This is a genomic window from Vibrio sp. Isolate23 (genome assembly GCF_022398095.1).
In the GTDB taxonomy this organism is placed as follows: Bacteria; Pseudomonadota; Gammaproteobacteria; order Enterobacterales; family Vibrionaceae; genus Vibrio; species Vibrio coralliilyticus_A.
Genome location: NZ_JAKEUV010000001.1, coordinates 370,010 through 391,758 on the forward strand (window position 1 = coordinate 370,010; position 21,749 = coordinate 391,758).

General features: G+C 44.6%; 19 protein-coding genes. 7 read left to right on the plus strand and 12 right to left on the minus strand.

The features are described 5' to 3' along the window. Both L1D31_RS01650 and L1D31_RS01655 read right to left on the minus strand, forming a co-directional pair. On the minus strand, positions 1-354 hold the full coding sequence (locus L1D31_RS01650; protein ID WP_239835356.1) for an STAS domain-containing protein: 354 nt from the start codon (positions 352-354) through the stop codon (positions 1-3). A 15-nt stretch (positions 355-369) separates the two neighbouring features. Further along, the gene (locus L1D31_RS01655; protein WP_239835357.1) at positions 370-1,293 is read right to left on the minus strand and encodes a protoglobin domain-containing protein; all 924 of its coding nucleotides are present in this window, start codon (positions 1,291-1,293) and stop codon (positions 370-372) included. Between the two features lie 237 nt (positions 1,294-1,530). On the opposite strand from L1D31_RS01655, the gene L1D31_RS01660 reads away from it, so the two are divergent. Beyond that, a complete protein-coding gene (locus L1D31_RS01660; protein ID WP_239835358.1) occupies positions 1,531-3,087 on the plus strand; it encodes a PAS domain-containing methyl-accepting chemotaxis protein in 1,557 nt (518 codons plus the stop codon). Positions 3,088-3,141: 54 nt separating this feature from the next. Here the strand turns inward: L1D31_RS01660 and L1D31_RS01665 are convergent, their stop codons facing one another. Further along, complete coding sequence (locus L1D31_RS01665) at positions 3,142-3,603, minus strand: TetR/AcrR family transcriptional regulator (protein WP_239835359.1); 462 nt, start codon at positions 3,601-3,603, stop codon at positions 3,142-3,144. A gap of 508 nt (positions 3,604-4,111) precedes the next feature. Between L1D31_RS01665 and L1D31_RS01670 the strand changes: the two genes are divergently transcribed. Then, a complete protein-coding gene (locus L1D31_RS01670; RefSeq protein WP_239835360.1) occupies positions 4,112-4,411 on the plus strand; it encodes a YfcZ/YiiS family protein in 300 nt (99 codons plus the stop codon). A 114-nt stretch (positions 4,412-4,525) separates the two neighbouring features. Continuing rightward, the gene (locus L1D31_RS01675) at positions 4,526-5,125 is read left to right on the plus strand and encodes a hypothetical protein (protein WP_239835361.1); all 600 of its coding nucleotides are present in this window, start codon (positions 4,526-4,528) and stop codon (positions 5,123-5,125) included. A 124-nt stretch (positions 5,126-5,249) separates the two neighbouring features. Here the strand turns inward: L1D31_RS01675 and rnb are convergent, their stop codons facing one another. After that, positions 5,250-7,247, minus strand: a complete 1,998-nt coding sequence (rnb, locus tag L1D31_RS01680) for an exoribonuclease II (protein ID WP_239835362.1) — start codon at positions 7,245-7,247, stop codon at positions 5,250-5,252. A 552-nt stretch (positions 7,248-7,799) separates the two neighbouring features. Here rnb and L1D31_RS01685 point away from each other — a divergent pair. Further along, the gene (locus L1D31_RS01685) at positions 7,800-9,722 is read left to right on the plus strand and encodes a DEAD/DEAH box helicase (protein ID WP_239835363.1); all 1,923 of its coding nucleotides are present in this window, start codon (positions 7,800-7,802) and stop codon (positions 9,720-9,722) included. Between the two features lie 56 nt (positions 9,723-9,778). Here the strand turns inward: L1D31_RS01685 and L1D31_RS01690 are convergent, their stop codons facing one another. Then, positions 9,779-10,747: an ABC transporter substrate binding protein gene (locus L1D31_RS01690; protein ID WP_239835364.1), complete on the minus strand. Its 969-nt coding sequence runs from the start codon at positions 10,745-10,747 to the stop codon at positions 9,779-9,781. A gap of 128 nt (positions 10,748-10,875) precedes the next feature. Between L1D31_RS01690 and L1D31_RS01695 the strand changes: the two genes are divergently transcribed. Next, positions 10,876-12,807, plus strand: a complete 1,932-nt coding sequence (locus L1D31_RS01695; RefSeq protein ID WP_239835365.1) for an ATP-binding protein — start codon at positions 10,876-10,878, stop codon at positions 12,805-12,807. A gap of 10 nt (positions 12,808-12,817) precedes the next feature. Here L1D31_RS01695 and L1D31_RS01700 read toward each other — a convergent pair whose 3' ends face one another. From L1D31_RS01700 to rbsD, 7 genes are all read right to left on the minus strand, one after another. Continuing rightward, on the minus strand, positions 12,818-14,368 hold the full coding sequence (locus tag L1D31_RS01700; RefSeq protein ID WP_239835366.1) for a response regulator: 1,551 nt from the start codon (positions 14,366-14,368) through the stop codon (positions 12,818-12,820). Positions 14,369-14,535: 167 nt separating this feature from the next. Beyond that, a complete protein-coding gene (locus tag L1D31_RS01705; protein ID WP_239835367.1) occupies positions 14,536-15,540 on the minus strand; it encodes a substrate-binding domain-containing protein in 1,005 nt (334 codons plus the stop codon). A 22-nt stretch (positions 15,541-15,562) separates the two neighbouring features. Further along, complete coding sequence (gene rbsK / locus L1D31_RS01710; RefSeq protein WP_239835368.1) at positions 15,563-16,483, minus strand: ribokinase; 921 nt, start codon at positions 16,481-16,483, stop codon at positions 15,563-15,565. Positions 16,484-16,620: 137 nt separating this feature from the next. Then, the gene (gene rbsB / locus L1D31_RS01715) at positions 16,621-17,499 is read right to left on the minus strand and encodes a ribose ABC transporter substrate-binding protein RbsB (RefSeq protein ID WP_239835369.1); all 879 of its coding nucleotides are present in this window, start codon (positions 17,497-17,499) and stop codon (positions 16,621-16,623) included. Between the two features lie 58 nt (positions 17,500-17,557). Beyond that, entirely contained in the window at positions 17,558-18,541 is a 984-nt protein-coding gene (rbsC, locus tag L1D31_RS01720; protein ID WP_006960603.1) for a ribose ABC transporter permease, read from the minus strand. Next, a complete protein-coding gene (gene rbsA, locus L1D31_RS01725) occupies positions 18,538-20,043 on the minus strand; it encodes a ribose ABC transporter ATP-binding protein RbsA (protein WP_239835370.1) in 1,506 nt (501 codons plus the stop codon). The genes rbsC and rbsA overlap by 4 nt, the downstream gene beginning before the upstream one ends. A 24-nt stretch (positions 20,044-20,067) precedes the next feature. Then, positions 20,068-20,487, minus strand: coding sequence for a D-ribose pyranase (gene rbsD / locus L1D31_RS01730; RefSeq protein ID WP_239835371.1), 420 nt, complete (start codon positions 20,485-20,487; stop codon positions 20,068-20,070). Between the two features lie 294 nt (positions 20,488-20,781). On the opposite strand from rbsD, the gene L1D31_RS01735 reads away from it, so the two are divergent. Then, positions 20,782-21,045 (plus strand): DUF3012 domain-containing protein, encoded by a 264-nt coding sequence (locus L1D31_RS01735; protein WP_239835372.1) that lies wholly within the window; start codon positions 20,782-20,784, stop codon positions 21,043-21,045. Between the two features lie 225 nt (positions 21,046-21,270). Further along, entirely contained in the window at positions 21,271-21,732 is a 462-nt protein-coding gene (locus L1D31_RS01740) for an RDD family protein (RefSeq protein WP_239835373.1), read from the plus strand. The last annotated feature ends 17 nt before the right edge of the window (positions 21,733-21,749 follow it).

Genomic DNA, 21,749 nt, shown 5'->3' on the forward strand with positions numbered 1-21,749 from the left:
CTAACTCCCTATTATCGCCAGGCCATCATCTATGCTGCTTACGCAGCGCAAGGACTCTGTCTGGTAAGATATGTTGACTAATGCCATAGCAATACCCGGACGAATTCCTACAAAGAGACAAATACGCCCCATGACTTCGACGGCACTGACAACCTGCATAAGCGAGTCCATGTCTTGCCTGTCTAATGTTTTGACACCAGATAGATCAATAAGCACTCCTTTGATCGAGGTTGAATTCATCACCATATTCAACAACTCTTGCCTAAACTCATCCAACACCGCTTTACTTAAATCCACTTGGATATTGGCAATAAGCGCTTGCTTCATTCGGTTGATGGAAATCGATTTATGCATCTTCTGACCTGCCTGTCACGACTCATCAGAGAGCTGTTTTAAAGCATCAACATTGAGCCCAACCATTTTGAAGGCATTCTCTAGCGCATCACGAAGAGTCGCGTTGGTACAAACTTCGCCTACATTGATTCCCAACTGAACCATGGTTTGAGCGATAGAAGGAGAAACACCTGAAACCAAGCAATCACAGCCCATCAGTTTTGTTGCTTTGGTTATTTTAATGAAGTGATTAGCTACCGCAGTATCCACCACTGCTACACCAGAAATATCCATGATGAAAATCTTAGCTCTATGCTCAGAGATTTTATTCAACACCGCAGTCATGATGTCTTGCGCACGCTTAGAATCTATAATCCCCACTATGGGAAGCATTAAGATGTCGCGCCAGATCATGGTAACCGGTGTCGACATCGCAAGCAGAGCTTCGCTTTGCTCAGCAATCCTTTTATTAATTAAGCGCGAATAGGTATCCACGACAATCGTCGTATCAAGATGAAGTAATTTAGTGAATGCAGTGACCAAAGAACTGTATTCATCGCTGTATAAACTGCCGTCATACATTCGCTTAGTAAAAATCACCATTGAGATATTCATGCCAGCAAAGTACGTAGGTAAGGGCAATCCAACGCGAGCGTGTACCTCTCCGACATCTCTTCTCTGCTTTACATAAGCTTCATCGACTTTCGCTTCAAAGAATACGGTCCAATAACGCACTTGGGAGTCTTGAACTCGTACGAGCTTCTTTTCATCACCAAAAAATTGTTTATATTCTGGTAGCTTGTCGAGCCAATCATAAAAGTGCCTAACATAATCATCGAGCTTCGGTACCATCATGCTGCCGAACTTTCTGATCAGCGCTAAGTCAGCCTCATTCAGATCGTGAAGCACTAGTAAACTTTGAGCACTGTTATAGTTTCCTGTCGAAGAAGTAAGAGACATACCAATAACCTCCATGATTATTGTATTCAAGGCCTTAGTCGAGCTGATTCCTTCCTGCACAGCTCATTAGTATCAGGATAGTCAATAAAATAAGACTGTGAGCAATAAGTTGAATATTTAAAAGTAAATTACTTTAATATCAATAAAAACCAGACAATTCTCTCGCGTTTAAAAATTTGTACTTATACTGTTTGAGAAGTACCCAGTCATTTCTATTATTTTGTACGAGGTTGCTCGATGCGCATAAACGAACCTGTGACCCAGAAAGAAGTCACTTATCCTCCTGAATACAATTTGTTGTCCGTCACCAAGACCAGTAGTCACATCAGCTATGCCAGTAAAGAGTTTTGCGATGTTGCTGGATATAGTTTGGATGAACTTGTTGGGCAACCACACAACATCGTTCGCCATCCTGACATGCCACCTGAGGCATTTAAGGATATGTGGGAGTTTCTAAAGTCTGGCAAATCCTGGATGGGGATAGTAAAAAACCGATGTAAGAATGGCGATCACTATTGGGTTGATGCTTTTGCATCGCCAATTAAGGAAAATGGTAAAATCGTCGAGTATCAATCCGTTCGTCTCAGTCCCAATCGTAAACATGTCAAAAACGCCGAAAAAATTTACGCTCAACTCAAAGCAGGTCAAACACCTTTTCAGCTCAAAATGCCTCGCACCCGTCTATGGCAAAGGCTCTGTGCCGCATTTCTTGCTGCTGCTGTAATTTCCACATTGGTTGCGTCTGCCTCTCCTATTGCTGCAATCTGGTTATTTTTCCTCCTAGCAACCGGTACTGGTCTCTTATTTACCAGACGATTAGAGGTTATTTCAGCAGAGGCACGTAAAGTGTTCGATAACCCCCTAATGGAGCTGGTTTATAACGGGCACGTTGATGATCTTTCTGAAATTTCTTTAGCGTTAAAAATGAGACAATCAGAGCTCAACGCTGTAGTGGGGCGAATCCAAAACTCAAACGAGCAAATTGCAGACGCCGCTCAGTCATCAGCACAAAACTGTGAAACAACAGCAGACAACTTGATTGGCCAGACAGCGGAAACGGAACAAGTCGCTGCTGCGATCAATGAAATGCACTCCACCGCAAATGAAATTGCGCAAAATGCTCAAAGTGCTTCAGAAGCAACCGAACGTGCTAATTCTGCTTTAGGTGAAGGGAAAACCTCTGTTGAACAAACCGTCTCTTCGATGAACGAGCTTTCACAACAACTTGGTGTAGCAGCAGATGTGGTTCAACAACTCGCAGAGCATGGTCGTACCATCGGAGAAGTATTAGTTGTCATTCAAGGCGTTGCTGAACAAACCAACTTACTTGCTTTAAACGCTGCTATAGAGGCAGCACGAGCCGGGGATCAAGGACGTGGGTTCGCAGTCGTCGCTGATGAAGTGCGAAAACTCGCCCAACGAAGCCATGAATCTACAGAAGAAATACAAAATATTATCACCCTCATTCAAACTAGTACTGACAAAGCCGTACAAGCCATGGACGAAGGTAGCAAACTCTCTGATATCTGCGTAGATTGCGCTAGCACATCTGGCGAGAAACTGGATGCTCTATTTGGGCAAGTGACGGATATTTCAGATCGCAACAATCAAATCGCGGCGGCGATTGAAGAGATGGCACGAGTAACAGAAGACATGAACGCCAGCGTGCAATCAATTAGTGAAGTCTGCTCAGCCACAAATATTCTGGCCAGCGATACGCGAGATGAATGTGAAGGGTTAGTTAAAAACCTAAATTCACAAGGGAAACTGGTGAATCAGTTCAGGAAGCTCTAGGCAAAAAAAAGCCTTCAAATCTTAGAAGGCTTATTATCATCGTCTACAACGCGTTTACTTAGCCATGCGAACCAGTGACTTACCAATTAGCCACTCTAATTCTTTAGCGCTCTCTGCGCCGTATTGTGCTTCTGTCGTTTTGTATAGGCGCTCAATTCCATTCATTGCAAACTCATGTGTGCTTTGAGAGGTTACGATATGGTGGAATAGTAGGCGTAAAATCGCTAGAAACTCTGCGTTGTCTAACGCTTTCACCCAACTGTCTGAGAACTCTTGCAAGCTGCCGTCAAAATTCAAATGCTCAACAAACATTTTGAAAATTCGACCGTCTAGCGCTGCCGTGAAGTCTGTCTTCTTCGGAAAGTGGTGACTGATACCTGTTCGCGATACACCTGTCTGTTGACTTAGGGTTGTGTACGACATCTTGTCATAGCCCAGACGCAAAAGTTGATCCACTACTGCATCCATAATCTTCTGAATCGTGATTTCAGTATCTTCTTTACTACGCTTTGGCATGTTCAGGCTCTTCTCTCTGTAAATCCATCTAACTCAAACGAGTCAATAATGTCGCCTATTAGATATCTTACAAGACACTCGTTATAGTCTCAGCAGATCCCTATAGGGAATCTAATAAAACCATCGTACCATATAATACAAACGGCGTCTTAGATGGGTACACAATGTCGCATAAGATATACTTTTCATAAATCGCCACATCCGTGCAATTTATAAAAGAAACAGGCATTATCTTTCATTTATATAATTTGGCTCACGATAATCATACAAATCGAACTCGCTTACAACTAACTGCACACCATCCTGACTCGATAATGACATGATATTTCGCAACAACATGACTAATATCACACTATTTGACAGGTTTATCAATTCTCAGCTATTTCCACAATATATTTATAAGATAACATTTCGTTTATCTATACCTTCTGGACTCTTGCTCATTTTTGTGGATTACCATCAAATAACTCGATAAAATATCCATAATTTTTGTAAGAGGATTGTCGTAATGAGCACAGAACTAGAACAAGCTGACGTATGTGAAGCATGTGGTTGCGCTGGTGAGATGGGCTTTATTATCAAAGAAGGGGATGACGTCGCAGAAGTCACGATTTTTTCCGAGGGAAAAGCCCTACTCGAGGCGGAGCTGAATAAATATATAGAGTTAGCAAAACAAGTTTCTGAGAATGTAGAGTATGAAGTCACAGCAATTGAAGAGACGTCCAAAGAGCTAACCGCTCGATTCAAGTTCGAAGTCAGCGCAGAAAAGCTTATTTTTGAGTTAAAAACGCGTTCACTGACACGCTAAGATATGTAAAAAGCGGACATCTAGTCCGCTTTTTTGGCGCCGTCACTCTCTCAATGTTGACCCAGGACAGACTCCTCATTAATACTTAAGGCAAATTATCGTCTGGACTGTCTTATGAAGCATTGGCTTCTGCCTTCACTTATCGCTCTACTGTCTGCGCCTACACTTGGTGAGCCGATAGATCATTATCGTATCCTCAATCACCTTGATAACTATGGCAATCTTGACCTTCGCAATAAACCTTATCAAGAACTTCCATCAGGCTTAGTGATTAAAGGCAATCTCAACATTGCCAAAACCAGCATCAAAGAAATTCCCCAAGGCGTTGAGATACAAGGTAGCTTGGATGCTTCAAACAGCCAGCTCAAAAAGATAGCTAAAGGCGTGAACATCAGGGGTTACGCGAATTTACTTGCCTCACAAGTCACTCGCTGGCCATCAGGCATTAAAGTCGGAGGCTATGTCAATCTGACAGACACGCCTCTTACTAAGCTCCCTCCGCGCTTCAAAGTCAAAGGTGACTTGAGCGTGATAAGAACCCCGCTTGAGAAGCTCCCAGAAGGATTAGTCGTCGAAGGTAATCTTTATATTGGAGGGTCAAACATTACTGAATTCCCAGATAAGATGACTGTGAAAGGCAATATCTTCTTAGGTGGGAATCGGATCACTAAATGGCCAACCTCTCTAGATTTAGGTGGGGCTGTCGCACCGTAGCGTAAACCTCTAATCCCAATGCATTGACTGACGTTCACCTTTCCTGACCCGAAAAAAATCCCCAAGCTAAACGCTTGGGGATCGGTAGTCTAAAGTCATCGCTCAGTTGCAACTTGCGCTTGGGCTAGGACTCAACTTGAGGTTCAGATGTTTTCACATCTTCAAACACCTGAGTTGGTTTTGCCACAATACTGCGTGTTTCTTGATTAACATCATTCAGCACTAGCTCAAGCACATCCCCTAGACGATAGATCACTTCTTTATCGATAGAAACAGTGCCTGCATCACCGTTGCACTCCAAGCGCTCTTTGTTCGACAAAATTAAAGAGCCCGGAATAAATGCCGCCGCGCCATTATCAATTAAGCGAACTCGAACACCTGCACGTGAGACATCAAAAATTTCACCATTAAAGATGGTGCCTTTTGTTGGTTCTTCTGCGAGAGTTCGAGCATACAACCAATCCCCAACACTACGCTCAGCAATTTTATGATGCTTACGATGTAAAGCTAGCTCTTCACCCACAGTTTCATCTGCCGTTTGAACCGGCTCCTTACCCAGAATATGTGCTTTAAGCATACGATGGTTAATCATGTCGCCATACTTACGAATTGGGGATGTCCAAGTCGCATATAACTCTAGCCCCATCGCGTAATGAGGCAATGGCTGATTACCAATTTCGCTATACGCTTGATACTTACGAATTCGGTTATCAAGGTAACTCGTCTCTTGCTTTGCTAACCAACGACGTAATTGAGCAAAACCTTCGAGAGTGGCAACACTTTCTACCGTAAATGGTAAGTCGCCTTCTGGGTTAATCAATGTAATAACGTCAGCTACTTTCTCAGGTTTAAAACCCGCATGGGTATTGAACACACCAGAATCAAAGCTCGCTTTTAGTACTTTACCCGCACAGATGTTAGCAGTGATCATCGACTCTTCAACAAGGCGGTTTGCAGAACGTCGCATATCCGCGTGAATCGCAACCACATCGTTATCTTCACTCAGTTCAAAACGATAATCTGGTCGATCAGGGAATACAACGGCGTGAGTTTCACGCCATTCTGCTCGAGCTTGAGAAAACGCGTAAAGATCTCGGACGACCTCAGCTATCTCATCATTTGGTTGCCAGGCATCGCAATGGCCGTTTTCAAGCCAATCTGAAACATGGTCGTAAACCAGACGAGCATGAGATTTGATATTTGCAGCAAAGAACTTAACATCATCACCAATCACCCCATCTTTACTCACCGTAACAGTACAACACAAAGCTGGGCGCTGTTCGTTTTCAATCAGAGAACATAGCTCATCGGCAAGATCTCGCGGTAGCATAGGAATATTACGGCCAGGTAAATAAATCGTGAAGCCACGCTCACGCGCCACTTTGTCCATATCACTATCCGGCGTGATATAAGCCGTTGGATCAGCGATCGCAATCGTCAGCTCAAAATCGCCGGTTTCCGTTTTCTTAGCGTACAACGCATCATCCATATCTTTGGTTGATTCACCATCAATAGTGACAAAAGGGACATGCGTCATATCGATACGCTCTAACTCTGCGTCATCTTTGATTTCCCAATTATCGATACCGGCCGGTTCGGTGTTTGGTAAGTCGTTTTCAGCTAATGTTACCCACCAAGGCGCGATCTTGTCGTCAGCGTCAGTAATCTTCTGTGAAATTTCAACAAAGAAGCCGTTATCCCCTTTTAAAGGGTGACGAGTCAAATGAGCGACAACCCAATCGCCCTCATTAAAGTCGTCGCTTTTCAAGCCTTTCTGAACTTTTGCTTTCAAAGATAGTTTTTTAAGCTGAGGATGGTCAGGAGCAACGTTCAACTTACCTTTGAATAGCTTTACTCGACCAATAAAACGATTGACGCCCTGCTCCAAAAGCTCTTCTGGCTCAGCCACTTCACGCTCTTTCTCTGTACGAATAATCGCCTTCACTTTGTCACCATGCATACATTTTTTCATGTACGGAGGCGGGATAAAGAAGCTTGTCTTGCTATCGACTTCTAGGAAGCCAAAGCCTTTTTCAGTCGCCTTGATTGTGCCTTCCTTTTTAGGAAGGTTTTCTTGGATTTGCTGCTTGAGTTGAGCCAGTAGAGGATTGTCTTGGAACATTTTAACTTCTAACTAATTCGTTCATATCCCGAATGCAGTCGCATTCGACGCTATATTCTTCCTAGTCAACGAGTCATCAGCACTTCGCAATGACCACTCATTTTTTGGAGTCCACTTGTTGCCGCACATGGTACTAGGTAATGTGATCAATGTATATTGCAGAACTGTTTTATCATCAGCAGCTTCTACCAAGGAAACGTTTGATGGCTACTTTGCACACAAATAGTTTCACATGCCCCCAACTTTCGCTCACTGAGCACTCATTTTTGTCCATAGTGAGAAAAATATGTGATGTAATTCAATTTTTTCTGGCTTTTTTTATGCTTTTAGGGAATAATTCGCTCCCTCAAATCGATGCGACTACTTTTATGGCAAAGTGACCACGTGACACAATGCAAAGTAGTGAGCGGCATCGAGAGAATTTATGTCCCTAGTGGCTTGATGCGATTTACGACTTTTCCGCATCTGAATGGAATCAGCTCTCAACTGGATTGGTATTGGAATTGGTAGAGCTCATGGGACCTTTTGTTGACATAATATAGTAGGATCCCAATGACAGATTCTGTAATTCAGTTTAGCGATCTAGCGCTTAACGACTCTATCCTTTCAGCTCTTGACGGTATGGGTTTTGTTTCACCAACACCAATTCAGGCAGCGGCAATTCCGCACCTATTGGCTGGTAAAGACGCACTAGGTAAAGCTCAGACTGGTACTGGTAAAACAGCAGCTTTCTCTCTCCCTCTTCTTAACAAGCTAGACCTGGCACAACGTAAGCCTCAAGCTATTGTGCTTGCACCAACGCGTGAACTTGCGATTCAGGTTGCAGCTGAAATTAAGAACCTAGGCAAAAACATCTCTGGCCTTAAAGTACTTGAGATCTACGGTGGTGCGTCTATCGTCGATCAAATGCGTGCCCTTAAAAACGGTGCTCACATTGTTGTCGGCACACCTGGCCGTGTTCAAGACCTTATCAACCGTGACCGTCTACACCTAGACGAAGTACACACATTCGTTCTTGATGAAGCGGATGAGATGCTAAACATGGGCTTCGTTGATGACGTGACTGAAATCATGGAGCACGCGCCTGAATCAGCACAACGTGTACTTTTCTCTGCGACTATGCCTCCTATGCTTAAGAGCATCGTTGAACGTTTCCTGCGTGATCCAGAAACAGTAGACGTTGCGGGTAAAAACCACACAGTAGACAAAGTAGAGCAACAGTTCTGGGTTGTTAAAGGCGTAGAAAAAGACGAAGCAATGTCTCGTCTTCTAGAAACTGAAGAGACTGACGCATCCATCGTATTCGTACGTACTCGTCAAGACACTGAACGTCTAGCGGATTGGCTATGTGCGCGTGGCTTCAAAGCTTCTGCCCTACATGGTGACATTCCTCAGTCTCTACGCGAACGTACTGTTGATCACATCAAACAAGGTGTTATCGACATTCTAGTTGCAACTGACGTTGTAGCACGTGGCCTTGACGTTCCACGTATCACACACGTATTCAACTACGACATTCCATTCGATGTTGAGTCTTACATCCACCGTATCGGCCGTACAGGTCGTGCTGGGCGTAAAGGTAAAGCGATCCTTCTAGTTCGTACTAACCAACTACGTATGCTTCGCACTATTGAGCGCGTAACTAAGTCATCAATGGAAGAGATCCAACTTCCACATCGTGACAAAGTTGCAGAAGCTCGCGTTGCAAAACTGGGTGCAGAACTTGAAGCAGATAAAGAACACAAAGCGCTAGAGAAGTTCTCTGAGCTAGTTGAAAAACTACAAGAATCTCTAGAGCTAGATGCAGCAACACTGGCTGCGATTCTTCTTAAGCGTCAGCAAGGTAAGCGCCCGCTATTCTACATTGGCGAAGACCCAATGATTGAAGCGATTGAGCGTGACAAGAAACGCCGTAAAGAACGTCGTGAAAATGGTCGCGATGGCCGTGACGGTGGCCGTAGCTTCAATACTCAAGATTGGGATACTTACCAACTTCAAGTGGGTCGTGAGCAAGGCGTACAAGTTAAAGATATCGTTGGTGCGCTTGCAAACGAACTTGGCCTGACGAAAGGGTCTATCGGTGCAATCAAACTTGCACAAGGTGAAACTTACGTTCAGCTACCAAAAGCTATGTCTTCAGACACTGCAGGTAAGCTACGCAAACTGCGTATCCGTCAGAAGCAAGTTGACGCTGTAGTGTGTGACTTCAATGATTTCCGCGAACCACGTCGTAGTGGTGGCCGTGATGGCGGTCGTGGAAGTCGCGATGGCAGCCGTCGTGATGGTGGTTACCGTGGTAACCGTGACGGCAATCGTGAAGGTGGCTATCGTGGTAACCGCGAAGGTGGTCGTGGCAATCGAGAAGGCGGCCGTCGTGATGGTGAACGTCGCTTCGACCGCAACCGTGGTGGCGATCACCGTGGCAACTACCGTGGTGAACGTGGTCATAGCCGTGACCGTCGCACCGAAGCTTAATTAGCTGATTTTTAAAATCCCCACCAGCGCAAGCTCGTGGGGATTTTTATATCTTGTCAATCTATAGCCTGCCAATGTGAAGGAGGAGCTAACCCCCAACGCTGCATTTCTGTAGCTGAATAAATCGCTCGTCCCTGCTCTCCGATTATTATAGGGATTTGATCGGCACTTTCGCCGTCTAATATTTTATTCACTAAGTTTGCTGCTTGCTTACCTTGGCTTTCTCCAAAAAGCACAACACCGCCACTTGCTTTCCCCTCACCGACAGCAAAGTCCCAAAAAGCAAATAAAGGAATCGTCGAATTTTCATTGGTCCATTGTAATATCTGCTCTGAAGGAACGCTTTCTCCATGCTCATCTTTCAAGGTATGGTAAAGACCAATAATGATGATGGATACATTGTCGGCAGCAGCACTTTTAATGGCGTTTTCCCATTCATGCTGTGTAGAAAGAAGTAAAATTTCAGTTTCAATACCTAAGTTATCTTTGATCATGTCATGTTGTCGCTCTATGTATTTGGCAGCAATCTTGGAAGTAATTCCAGAATCAAACATGACCCGTACTTTAAAATACCGCTCTGGATATATTACGCTGAGGTCGCCAAGAGTTTTAATATAAAGAGGAAGCTCTAAGACCCCTGTCACTTTAGCACTGCCTCGATACTGATAGAGTAGATAACGAGGATTGGCGTTCACACCTAAAAACACAATAGGAATAGACTCTTTATACAATCTAGGGAGCATGTAGCTCAGAGCATTATCATCGCCCAGAATCACTACATCAGGTTGCAAACTATAATAATAAGACAGGGCTTGATCCGCTCTAGCTTCAAACTCCTCCTTAGGTAACCTTTTGGTATCCATTTGGAATCGGTACAACACCGCAGATTGTGTTAAGGCCTCTTCAATCCCCTTCACGTAGCTTACATCCCATGGGTATTCCGCATGGTAACTTTCTATCAGCAGGACTTTTTCCGCTTGTGACACACTGGCATAAAACAATAAACACAAAACAAGTACCCTCATGGGCACCTCCTGAAAACGACACCTCACACTTTAGTTTAGAAGCAGAAACCATCTTTAGTGTGAATAGGTCATTATAAAACTTAATCAGTGCAAGCTATACTCAAGTAAAAACACGACTTTAGAGCCCTATGAGCCGCAGCAAAAGAGTAGAAGAAAGTATCAACAACCCGTTATATAGCCGAATTGGTCGTCGCATCATTTTACTCATGGTGACATTAAGCAGTGTAGTAACACTGCTTACTACACTGCTGCAGCTGTCATGGGACTATGACAAAGAGTTCGATGATGTAGACCAAAGGCACGTCGAAATACGGGATGTTCATGCGAATTTGTTAGCTTCTTCTTTATGGTCGTTTGACTTGGTGGTTCTGCAGGAGAGGTTGGATGGATTAGTTAACTTACCTAAAATAGACTACCTTGAAGTGAACTCAGGCAAGTACACATTCAACTCAGGAAAAAAAGTCACAGGTAATGTGGTGAAGGCCACCTATTTACTGACCTATCACGATCTTGATGATGGCCATACCGAGGATATCGGCACCATTTATGTTGAGTCAAATGCTCAAGAAATCTATGACTACCTTATTCAGCAATTCATTTCTACACTGCTTCTAAATGCTTTCAAAACCTTACTCGTATGCTCAGTGATGATGTTCATCTTCCACGCCAGTGTTAATCGTCGAGTTTTTCAAATCGCACAATATTTGAGAGCCTTTAACCCTCGTCATCCTAGCCCGCCTTTAGTTTTAAAACACAAGCGTTGGATAACAGAGAAAAACGATGAGCTCGACTGGCTTGGCGAAGGTGCAAACAAGATCAGTAGTAATATCACCCTGCTATACAATAGCATCAAAGAAGAGCAAGAACGTTTGGCCGATTTTACTCATGTCTCTTCAGACTGGCTGTGGGAAACCAATGAGCTTGGACAACTCACCTACTGTTCCGAGCCTATGAAAGAAGTCCTCGGGCTGACGACGGTTCATGGACTTAGCTTCTCTGATATTCCTGATTTGCAAGAAGCAACAAAACTCCATAAAGCCATTGCAAAGCGCAATGACTTCACTCAAGTTGAAGAAAGTGTCACGATCCACAGCATCACTCGACACCTTCTATTCCAAGCCAAAGCCCGCTATGAGAATAGTCATTTCTTAGGTTTTCGAGGCACGGCAATCAATATCACCGAGCTTAAATTAACCCAGATTGAGCTAGAAGAACTCAACCAAAACCTTGAGCGTATGGTGGCTTCCAGAACCTTGGACCTCAAACAAAGTATGGAGCAGTTGCAAGAGGCGCAAAACAAGTTAGTTGAATCGGAGAAGTTAGCCGCACTCGGTGGGTTAGTTGCAGGGGTCGCACATGAAGTGAATACGCCACTCGGCATCGCTGTAACTGCAACATCAGTAATACGAGACGCTACACGTGAACTCAACGCCGCGTTTGCCGCACAAACTTTGACCAGCAGTCAGTTTGAAATATTAATGAAACGGATGTCAGACAGCAGCCAAATGTTGGAACACAACTTAAGCCGCGCTGCCAAACTGGTTAAGGACTTCAAACAAACCGCCGTAGATCAGGTCTCCGAAGCACGTTCTCAATTTAATGTACAGCAAGTATTGGAAGCCCTATTAGCCAGCTTACACCCTGAAACTCGCAAGATCCCTGTCGAACCTCTTTTGACAGGAGATAACACCATTTTAATGAATAGCTTACCCGGTGTACTAACGCAGATTATTTCCAACTTAGTGATGAACAGTATCAATCATGCCTTTGAGCAGCAGCCTAATGCGGCGATCAGCATTCATTTCTATCAAGTTGATGACATGGTCTTATTTGAATATCGTGATAACGGCAGTGGGGTTGAAGAGTCACTCCATCAAAAAATATTTGAACCTTTCTATACAAGCAAACGAGGGCTGGGTGGCTCAGGACTCGGGTTAAACTTGGTGTTCAACTTAGTCAAACAAAAATTAAAAGGAGAGCTGGAATTCAGCTCTCAGCCAGGAGAAGGTGTAATGTTCAAGCTCATTTTGCCAATGAACTTACCTTCAGAGTCTGAATAAGAATAGCGCTTTAGTCAGGAAGCGAATTACGGATTTCGATGAATTCATCCCAGTGCTGAACAAGTAATTCAACCAGTTCTGGTTCGAAATGCTTGCCCTTTTGCGCCACCAGTTCGACCATAATATCTTCATCACTCCATGGTTCCTTGTAGCTGCGTTTAGACCCTAATGCATCAAACACGTCAGCTAACGCCGTAATTCTTCCGGTGACCGGGATATCTAAGCCCGACAAACCATTTGGGTACCCAGTGCCATCCCACTTTTCATGGTGATAGCCTGCAATTTCCTTAGCAACAGTAATCAGTCGACGCTTGGACTTACTGAGAATATCCACACCATAATCGACGTGCTTTTTCATGATCTCCCACTCTTCTGCATTAAGTTTTCCGGGCTTATGCAGAATAGAATCGGGAACCGCAACTTTACCCACATCATGCAGAGGTGAGGCATGTTTGATCATTGAAGCATCATACTCACTTAAGCCATATAGCAATGCCAACTTTTCACTGAAAAGAGAAACACGTTGCACGTGGGCACCTGTCTCTTTACTGCGCGCTTCCACCGCATTTGCTAAGTTGTAAACCAACTCTTTGGACGTTTCACGGATATCAAGCATCAAACTGAGATTCTCAAAAGTCAGCCCTATGTTCTGCATGTAGATTTCAAGCAACTGCATATCCAGCTCGGTCAACTCTCTGCTGACATTCACATACAAGATGCAATCGACACCCTGATCGTCATGCGTATAGAGCACATAGGCATCACCAAAATTCTCAGACTTCTGCCCCTCAAAAACCCGCTTGCATCGTTCTGCCACTACTTCTGGTAACTTTTCAAAGGCGCATTCACTGTAGAAATCGACAAAACTCCCCGTGGCAGCGAGTGTTAAAGCACGTGATTCTTCACCATTCGGTCTTGGTTGAACAATGCAGTAAAGAGCAGATTGATCCAGCTTGAGTAATGAGGTCAGTTGCTCCAACACTGAAGTCGCATAAGCTTGCAAAGTATTGGTGTTTTGGACATAAGCTGAAGCTTCTATCACCTTGCTTAAACCTTTTTTTTGCTGCTCAATCAGACACAAATCCCGATAAGAGCGAAGCATGGAGTAGAGTAAGGTCTTCAGCTTTTGTGTCGTCAGTTCGGTTTTTTCTTTGTAATCATCGATTTCATATTCACGAATCACCGTATCTTCCGGTGCTTGCCCTGCCTGCCCTGTTCGCAAAACAAGGCGAACCAAGCCATTACCTAACTCTTCACGAACATATTTGACTAATTCCAAGCCCGCATGTTCTGTTTCCATCACCACGTCAACAAGAGCAAGTGCAATATCATCAGATTCTCGGAAAATGTCTTTCGCTTCTGCTGCGGAATAGGCAGAGATGAGATCGAGATACCTGCCCTCAAACTCAAAATCTGACAGAGCCAGTTTCGTCACCTGATGCATTTGCTCATCATCATCAATGAGAAGCACTTTCCAAGGTGGAGCCAAACGCTCAGCAGCACGGTTATCTTCACTGATTTCAGGCTGTTCTGACTGTCGATGGTCCGCAAACAATTCCATTTCTTGTCTAACCCCTTAATTACATTTCTCTAACTTAAGGTTTAGCACAAACTTATAGAAAAGGCTTACCTAGTAAATCAAACAGTTGCTTTTTTGTTGGCAGGCTCAGGTTTTTGATAACTCAGCAAATTTGAACATCGGATAGCTCGGGTGGCCACTATTTTCATTTACTGAATTTGATATACGGTTTTACGCTCAATGAGTGTAGGTTCTAGTTGAACGACTTGTGGCTCTGTTTCGCCACCATCGAGTTTTTTAAGCAATGCTTCAACGGCTGCTTTACCTAATCGATATTTAGGTTGATGGATGGTAGTTAACGCTGGTGTCATGAACTTAGAAATTTGAATATCGTCGTAACCGACAATAGAAAGGTCTTGAGGAATACGAATCCCCTTTTCATTAGCTGCATTGATCACCCCCATTGCCATCATGTCATTACACACAAATATAGAGCTTGGAAGCGGGCCTTTGGCATGCATTTTAATAAAAGCCTCATGACCGCCTTCACATTCAAAGTCAGCTTCAATAATCCAATTTGGATTAAATTCTAAGCTCGCTTCAATTAACGCACGTTTATAACCTTCGTAACGCATTTGTGCTTGGTGTTTAACCAAAGGGCCGGTTATACAACCTATTTCTTTATGACCAGCTTCAATCAAATGCTTAGCGGCCATGTAGCCACCGCGTAGCGAGTTGTCCTGAATTTTATCACTGGTAAATAACATCGGTCCCCAGTCCATGACAACGACAGGAATATCAGGGTACTTTTCGAAGACATCGATACGTTCACCTTCCAATGATGAACACATCAAAATTAAGCCATCTACACGCTTTTGTAATAAGGTGTTGATCGACTCACGCATGCGCTCATTATCACCTTCGGTGTTGCACAGAATGAGGCTATAACCTTGTTGATAGCAACTGCGTTCAACTCCCTTAACCACTTCGCCAAAGAATGGGTTTGTAGAGGTCGTGACTAACATGCCAATGGTTTTGGTACGATTCATCTTAAGGCTACGTGCAAGCGCGGAAGGTGTGTAGTTGAGTTCCTGAGCGGCTTTGTTCACCCGCTCAGAGATTTCTTCACTCACATAACGAGATTTATTAATGACATGGCTGACGGTTGAAGTGGAAACACCGGCGAGCCGGGCAATGTCTTTCATTGTAGCCATGTAATTATCTCCTTATCTTTGACTAACTGTGTTGCTCCAGAAAAGCGTCAACTTCAGCTCGACTAGGGATTGAAGTCTGTGCGCCAAAACGTGTGACGGAAATGGCCGCGGCAGCATGAGCAAACTTTATCGCCGATTCTAGTGGTAAATCTTCCAATAAACCAGTGACTAAGGCCCCATTAAAGGTATCGCCTGCAGCGGTTGTGTCTGTTGCTTCAACTCTGAAGCCTGGGATTAGTTCACCTCGACCATTCTGACTTAGCCATACTCCTTTAGCCCCGAGCGTAATCAATACGATTTCTATACCTTTACGGTGAAGTGCATTTGCTGCTTCTTGGGCTGACTCGTTATCGATAACCGTCACACCAGTAAGCACTTCTGCTTCAGTCTCATTTGGGGTAATCACATCAATACAAGCAAGCAGCTCATCCGATAACTCACGCGCAGGCGCTGGGTTAAGGATGACGTTAGTTCTAGACGCTTTCGCGACTTGCGCGGCTTTTTCAATGCCACACATCGGCGTTTCCAACTGCATAAGAAGATAGTTGGCCTGACGGATTCGCTCTAGATCAACTTCAATCACGTCGTCAGTCAACTTCGCATTCGCCTCTGCAGAAATACAAATACTGTTCTCACCGCTTTCAGCTACCTGAATCATGGCAATTCCAGTCGGACAATTTGGCTGCATTTTGACGCCAGCAATGTTGATGTTGTCCATTTTGAAGTTTTCACGAATGTTGATACCAAACGCATCATCACCAACGCAGGCGATAAATCCAGTATCTGCGTTTAATCGGGCAGCCGCTACGGCTTGGTTTGCCCCTTTACCACCAGGGATAACTTGATAATTGCGACCATGTAACGTCTCGCCCGGGCGAGGAAAAGAAGGCACTTGGAGAACATGGTCAGCGTTAACACTACCTAATACCACTAACTTATTCATACGGTTATCCTCGGTTCAATTGAACCTTACTAATTTGGAACGGGAATAATAAGTTTGCACTCTCGCAAAAGCGCAAGCTTATTTGCCCTCTTCCCCAAAACAACAGGTTGAAAATAGAGAAAAGGGCAAAATAACGATTACTTGGCAATCACTTTAAGTGGTACTGGGATGTACTCTTCTACAGCCTGACCTTTCAGTACTTTGTCTGCAGCTTCAATCCCCAGTGAGCCAATCAGATCTGGCTGTTGTGCGACTGTTGCCGCCAGTTTGCCGCGATTCACTGCTGCAATACCATCTTCAGTGCCATCAAAACCAACAATCATCACGTCTTTACCTGATGCTTGAACAGCACGTAAAGCACCCAGTGCCATTTCATCGTTCTGAGCAAAAACGGCTTGCACATTTGGGTTAGCAGCCAAGAGGTTTTCCATTACATTTAGGCCTTTGGTGCGGTCAAAGTCAGCAGGCTGGCTGGCCAGCAGCTCCATCTCACTGCCTTTCACTGCGTTCATAAAGCCTTCACCACGTTCACGCGCAGCTGATGTACCCGCAATACCTTCTAACTGGATCACTTTTGCTTTTTCACCCACTTTTTCCATGATGAAGTGACCTGCCATTTCACCACCAATCACATTATCAGAAGCAATATGGCTAACGACATCACCACGACTTGCACCACGGTCTAGTGTCAATACAGGGATCTTTGAGCGGTTAGCCATGCGAATTGCATTGGAAACGGCATCAGAGTCTGTCGGGTTAATCAGAATTGCCTTCACGCCACGTACCGTGAGGTCTTCCACATTTGATAGCTCTTTGCTTGGGTCATTTTGTGAGTCCAGAACAATCAAGTCATAGCCCAGCTCTTTCGCTTTCGCTTCAGCACCATCTTTCATCGTAACGAAGAAAGGGTTATTTAGCGTTGACAGTACGATGGCCATCGTATCCTGCGCTTGCGCCGAAACAGAAACGGTGGATGAAAGAAGTGCAGCAGAGATAAGAGTTGCGAGTTTTTTCATTGTGTTTAGTCCTTGTGTAGGGTGGCTCGGAGTACTTACCTCCAAGCCTTTTTATGAATTACTTGTTCTTGTTGTCGACCAGTACAGCCAGCAGAATAACCACAGCTTTAGCGATCATCTGGTAGTAAGATGAAACGTCGAGCAAGTTCAGAGCGTTGTTGAGGAAGCCGATGATAAGCGCACCAATTAATGTGCCCATGATCCGACCCTTACCGCCCATCAGGCTAGTACCACCGAGTACAACGGCAGCGATGGCATCCAGTTCATAGCCCATACCAGCCGTTGGCTGAGCAGAAGAAAGACGAGATGTGATAATGATGCCCGCTAGTGCAGACAGCAGGCCACATATAGCGTAAACACCAATCTTAACGCGATCGACGTTGATGCCAGATAGGCGTGTCGCAGATTCGTTACCGCCTAATGCATACACATAGCGACCAAAGCGTGTGTGATTAAGCAGGTACCAAGCCGCAGCGAAAACGATAACCATCAACCAGACTGGAACCGGAATGCCCAATGCGTAACCTGTACCAAACCATGCGAAAGCATCTGCGGTATCGGTAAAACCTGTCGAAATTGGACGACCATCGGTGTAAACCATAGTGACGCCACGCAACAAGGTCATGGTTACCAGTGTTGCGATAAAGGCTTGCACCTTGCCTTTGGCGATGATGATACCGCTGATCGCACCCAGTGCCGCTCCAGCAAACAAGGCTGTTGGAACCGCGACCAATACAGGCACTTCCAAAGCGATCAAACTGGCGGCAAAGGCACCACATAAGGCCAGAACCGAGCCGACACTCAGATCAATACCTGCGGTCAAGATAACCAACGTCATACCTACTGCAATAATTGCGTTTACTGAGGTCTGACGCAGAATGTTAAGAATGTTATCGACCGTAAAAAAGTTGGGGTTAAGGAACGATACAACAACAATCAGGAAGATAAGTGCAATGAGCGACTTTTGTTCAATCAGCCACTCTTTGCTGAACAGCTTCTTGCTGCCCGCTTCGTTTGGTTTGCTCATGGTATTAGTACTCATGCTGCTTCCTCATTTATTTCTTTGCCTACTGCACACGCCAACAACTTCTCCTGATCGGCGCCTTTGGCATCAAACTCACCACTAATGCGGCCTTCATGCATCACAATGATGCGGTCACTCATTCCCAAGACTTCCGGCATTTCTGAAGAGACCAGAATGATACTCATGCCTTCGGCCTTGAATTTGTTGATGAGCTGGTAAATTTCTTTCTTTGCACCGACATCGACACCACGAGTGGGCTCGTCAAGGATCAGTACTTTAGGTTTAGTCATCAGACCTTTCGCTATCGCCACCTTCTGCTGGTTACCACCAGATAGATTGCCAATGATTTGATCGCGAGTGGGGGTCTTGATGTTGAAAAGCTTGATAAAGTCTTCGACGGCGACCACTTCATCGCCATGCTGAATTCGACCACCTTTGGTTAACTTATCCAGAGAGCAAAGAGACATGTTCTCTTTTACTGACAAGCCTAAGACTAAGCCATCACCCTTACGGTCTTCAGAAATATAAGCAATACCGTTAGCAAGGCCATCTTGTGGGCTCACTGGGTTGATGGTTTTGTTATTCAGATTGATTACCCCGCGCTCACTGGGTAGAGCGCCATAGATAACTTTCATCAACTCAGTACGCCCAGCCCCCATCAAACCCGAAACACCGAGTATCTCACCACGCTGCAGTTTAAAACTGACATTGTGAACGCCAGATCCCGTTAGTCCAATCACTTCAAGGCAAATGTCACCTTGTTGAACGTCAATGCGTGGGTATTGCTCGTCTAGCTTACGACCAACCATCATCTCAATCAGTCCATCTTCGTCGGTAGACGCTACAGAGCACTCTCCAATGAACTTTCCGTCACGAAGCACTGTGATGTCATCGCAGATTTCAAAGATCTCTTTCAAACGGTGAGAGATGTAAACAATGCCGCAGCCTTGTTCACGTAACTCTCGAATCACGGCAAACAAAGACTCGGTTTCGGTATCCGTCAGTGCATCGGTCGGCTCATCCATAATGATGACTTTCGACTCAAACGACAGTGCTTTAGCAATCTCAACCATCTGCTGTTCACCGAGGCTAAGCTCGCCTAACAGTTGTTTAGCACTGTGCTTTACGTTCAGTCTTGCTAACAATTTGTCCGCTTCAGCGTACATTTTGTCCCACTGAATTCGACCCATCGCGCCTGTAAATTCTCGGCCAAGGAAAATGTTTTCAGCGATGGTCAATTCAGGGATCAGGTTAAGCTCTTGGTGAATGATACTGATGCCAGCTTCCTGTGAATCACGTGGGCCATTAAACGCAGCTGGTTGACCTTGGTAATGAATGCTGCCTGAATCTTTACGGTAGATCCCAGTAAGCACCTTCATCAAAGTGGATTTACCCGCGCCATTTTCTCCCATCAAAGCCATAACTTTTCCGGAGTAAACGTTCAGGCTGGCTTTATCCAGCGCTTTCACACCGGGAAATGCCTTCTCAATTTCGCTCAGTTGTAGGATAGCTTGAGTCATAATTGGTCCTCAGTCTCAAACGGCTTAAAACACAACGCCCGCTTGAAAAATAACGTTCGCATAAGGTGTACATTCACCAGTTCGGACAACAGCACGGCTATGTTGCGTGCGTGTTTTGAATTCTTCATGTGATACATAAGTCACTGTGATTGCTTTTCCTGCCGTTTCCTCTTCAACTCGCAGTTCCGAAATCAAAGCTTCATGGTGTGTTGGACTAACAGACGCAAACTCTTCTGCAATCACTACCCCTTCAACCTGTGATTCTGAAAGAATTACTCGAACCGTTTCTAGAAAACTCGGAACCCCATGGGTCAAGGCTAGGTCTAGACGCTGAACTTGCTCTGGGATTGGCAGGCCAGCATCACATATCGTGATTTCATCAGTATGGCCTAGTGATGCGACCAAGTAGGAAAGTTCAGAATTTATCAGGGTACTTTTTTTCATTTCATTGACCTATCGAATGCACGTTCAAACTGCAATAACCTTCACTTTTATTAACAAAAAACTCATCGAAACGTTTCGATGGAATCATAAGCTCTACCGGCATTTTTGCGAGAGTCTCATTCATAGAGTGTGAAATGGATCTTTAATTGATGTTTCTGACAGCACCAAACAGTGACCTAATTCACCGAATTTAACGTTTAGAAAGCATCTAAAATGCGACTTATCACTCGCAATTTACACACTTGGTTTATGATTTTAGGTATAGTGACGCAAACAAAATTACAGAGAAAAACAATGAAGAGACTAATTGTCATCCTTGCTACTGGTTTCGCTTTGAACGCCTGCAAAGCCGAAGTCGGCACACAAGATTGGTGTGACAATATGCAAGAAAAGCCCAAAAGTGAGTGGAATGCACAAGGGGCATTAGATTTTGCCAAGCACTGTGTATTTCAGAATACAGTTGGCAGTGAAGCTTGGTGTCAGAGCATATCAGACAAACCAAAAGGCGACTGGACTGCAAATGAAGCCACCAGCTACGCCAAGCATTGTATCCTTTAGCAGAACTCACCGAGCTGTTTCTGAGTATTTGGCCACTCAATAGCTCAATAGCTCAATAGCTCAATAGCTCAATAGCTCAATAGACAGGTTTATCAGCGGGTAGCTGATTAATTGTAGGGAGAATACTTCTCCCTCAACTTCTGATACATTCCCTTTGCTATTAATGACAATAAAACCATCAAGTCTATCTATCGTTAGGCTCGGCAACTGGCTAGAAGGTAAAAAATGAACAATACATCCATGGTATACGCAGGTTTTTGGATCCGCTTAGCGGCATCAATCATCGACACGATACTACTGTTACTCCTCATTACACCACTTATGCACTGGGTTTATGGGGAACTCTATTGGAGCTCAGATGATTTCCTGCTGGGTGGTTGGGATCTGGTGCTCAATTGGGTTTGCCCTCTCATTGCGACTGTCGCATTTTGGGTCTACCGCTCCGCAACTCCGGGAAAAATGGCACTCAAGCTGGAGGTATTGGATGAAGAAACAGGCCACCGACTGACATTGTCTAAGTCACTCCTTCGTTATCTCGCTTACTACGTCAGTGCAATTCCACTCTGTCTCGGTTTTATTTGGATTGCTTTTCATGGAAAGAAACAAGGTTGGCATGACTTGATCGCAAAAACGGTTGTCGTGCGCAAAGTGACCGAACCTGTAAAACAAACACAATTTCTTGGCTAAGCAGGTAAACAGAAGGG

Bases quoted from the DNA above. Each gene is read 5' to 3' on its own strand.
- L1D31_RS01670 (WP_239835360.1), top strand. From the start codon at position 4,112: ATGAGCACAGAACTAGAACAAGCTGACGTATGTGAAGCATGTGGTTGC.
- rbsA (WP_239835370.1), bottom strand. From the start codon at position 20,043: ATGACTCAAGCTATCCTACAACTGAGCGAAATTGAGAAGGCATTTCCC.
- L1D31_RS01695 (WP_239835365.1), top strand. From the start codon at position 10,876: ATGAGCCGCAGCAAAAGAGTAGAAGAAAGTATCAACAACCCGTTATAT.
- L1D31_RS01650 (WP_239835356.1), bottom strand. From the start codon at position 354: ATGCATAAATCGATTTCCATCAACCGAATGAAGCAAGCGCTTATTGCC.
- L1D31_RS01665 (WP_239835359.1), bottom strand. From the start codon at position 3,603: ATGCCAAAGCGTAGTAAAGAAGATACTGAAATCACGATTCAGAAGATT.
- L1D31_RS01655 (WP_239835357.1), bottom strand. From the start codon at position 1,293: ATGTCTCTTACTTCTTCGACAGGAAACTATAACAGTGCTCAAAGTTTA.
- rbsK (WP_239835368.1), bottom strand. From the start codon at position 16,483: ATGAATAAGTTAGTGGTATTAGGTAGTGTTAACGCTGACCATGTTCTC.
- L1D31_RS01675 (WP_239835361.1), top strand. From the start codon at position 4,526: ATGAAGCATTGGCTTCTGCCTTCACTTATCGCTCTACTGTCTGCGCCT.
- L1D31_RS01690 (WP_239835364.1), bottom strand. From the start codon at position 10,747: ATGAGGGTACTTGTTTTGTGTTTATTGTTTTATGCCAGTGTGTCACAA.
- L1D31_RS01660 (WP_239835358.1), top strand. From the start codon at position 1,531: ATGCGCATAAACGAACCTGTGACCCAGAAAGAAGTCACTTATCCTCCT.
- rbsD (WP_239835371.1), bottom strand. From the start codon at position 20,487: ATGAAAAAAAGTACCCTGATAAATTCTGAACTTTCCTACTTGGTCGCA.
- L1D31_RS01705 (WP_239835367.1), bottom strand. From the start codon at position 15,540: ATGGCTACAATGAAAGACATTGCCCGGCTCGCCGGTGTTTCCACTTCA.
- rnb (WP_239835362.1), bottom strand. From the start codon at position 7,247: ATGTTCCAAGACAATCCTCTACTGGCTCAACTCAAGCAGCAAATCCAA.
- L1D31_RS01685 (WP_239835363.1), top strand. From the start codon at position 7,800: ATGACAGATTCTGTAATTCAGTTTAGCGATCTAGCGCTTAACGACTCT.
- rbsC (WP_006960603.1), bottom strand. From the start codon at position 18,541: ATGAGTACTAATACCATGAGCAAACCAAACGAAGCGGGCAGCAAGAAG.
- L1D31_RS01735 (WP_239835372.1), top strand. From the start codon at position 20,782: ATGAAGAGACTAATTGTCATCCTTGCTACTGGTTTCGCTTTGAACGCC.
- L1D31_RS01700 (WP_239835366.1), bottom strand. From the start codon at position 14,368: ATGGAATTGTTTGCGGACCATCGACAGTCAGAACAGCCTGAAATCAGT.
- L1D31_RS01740 (WP_239835373.1), top strand. From the start codon at position 21,271: ATGAACAATACATCCATGGTATACGCAGGTTTTTGGATCCGCTTAGCG.
- rbsB (WP_239835369.1), bottom strand. From the start codon at position 17,499: ATGAAAAAACTCGCAACTCTTATCTCTGCTGCACTTCTTTCATCCACC.